The following is a 1,210-nucleotide window of genomic DNA, read 5'->3' as shown; positions in this document are numbered from 1 at the left end:
CCACCGACGCAGTCGTAGTAGAACTGTGGGCCGACGATCCAGGTCTTCATCCACTGGTGCCAAAACGACCCGTCGGGATACTTCTCGCCGTCGCACACGGCCAAATTGCCGTACCCCCATCGGCCGCCCGGGCAGAAACCCTTCGTCATGTCGGGCTGGTGCGGGTCGGGCGGATCGGCACTGGCAATCGCGGTTGGAAGAACAAGCGCCGCAACACAACCCAGCATCGCAGCGCCAAGGCGACTACGTTTGAATCTCATCTCGACTCCCTGCTTCTGGCTGACCCGCGGCGATGAGGCGATAGTTTACGACGCAAACGGATGGGTGATGTCGCTTTCTAGCGGAAATCGCGCGACTTCGAGCCGACCGCCAGGGTGATGCGCCCCAGCCGCTCGGCGACGACGGTGACTGCGCCGCTGGCGTTTTGGACCTGGCCGCGCACCAGCATCGCCGGCGCGGAGTTGGCCAGCTTGCGGTGCCGCGCCCACACCGCCGGCGTGCACAGCACGTTGACCATCCCGGTCTCGTCCTCGAGGTTGAGAAACGTCACCCCCTGTGCCGTGCCCGGGCGCTGCCGGTGGGTCACCGCGCCGGCGATCAGCACGCGGTCGCCGTCGGGCACGCCGAGCAGCTTCTCGGCGGGCACCACGCCCATCGCGTCCAGGTCCGCCCGCAGGAACTGCGTCGGATAGCTGTCCGGGGAGACTCCGGTGGCCCACACGTCGGCGGCGGCCAGCTCCAGTTCGCTCATCCCGGGCAGCGCGGGGACATGCGACGACGAGCCGACGCCGGGCAGGCGGTCCGGGCGTTGGGTGGCGGCCGCCCCGGCCGCCCACAGCGCCTCGCGCCGCGACATGGCAAAGCAGCCGAGCGCCCCAGCCGTCGCCAGCGCCTCTGTCTGCGGCACCGACAGCGGTAGCCGGGTGGTAAGGTCCAGCAGAGAAGCGAACGGGCCGTTGGCTTTTCGTTCGCCGACCAGCCGCTCGGCGAGGTCGTCACCGATGTGGCGCACCGCGCCCAGCCCGAGGCGGACCTCGGTGCCCGCGTTCTCGAGGGTGGCGTGGGCCAGGCTGGCGTTGACGTCCGGGCCGTGCACGGCCACGCCGTGCCGGCGCGCGTCGGCCACCAGCGACTGCGGCGAATAGAAGCCCATCGGCTGCGCGCGCAGCAGCGCCGCGCAGAACGCAGCCGGGTGGTGCAGCTTGAACCA

At 70.1% G+C, this 1,210-nt stretch carries 2 protein-coding genes; both read right to left on the bottom strand.

Translation table 11 applies throughout. From position 1 onward, the window contains the following. Window positions 1-260 (bottom strand): hypothetical protein (locus tag A9X03_RS24725; RefSeq protein WP_068263452.1); only part of this gene is annotated, 260 nt, incomplete at its 3' end. Window positions 261-337: 77 nt separating this feature from the next. Next, window positions 338-1,210: OB-fold nucleic acid binding domain-containing protein (locus A9X03_RS24720; RefSeq protein ID WP_369831412.1), on the bottom strand; the 873-nt coding region annotated here is incomplete at its 5' end.

Source organism: Mycobacterium sp. E1715 (genome assembly GCF_001667625.1).
Classification (GTDB): Bacteria; Actinomycetota; Actinomycetes; order Mycobacteriales; family Mycobacteriaceae; genus Mycobacterium.
Note: the sequence above shows the minus strand (reverse complement) of the source record. Positions and strands in the feature narration are given on the sequence as shown.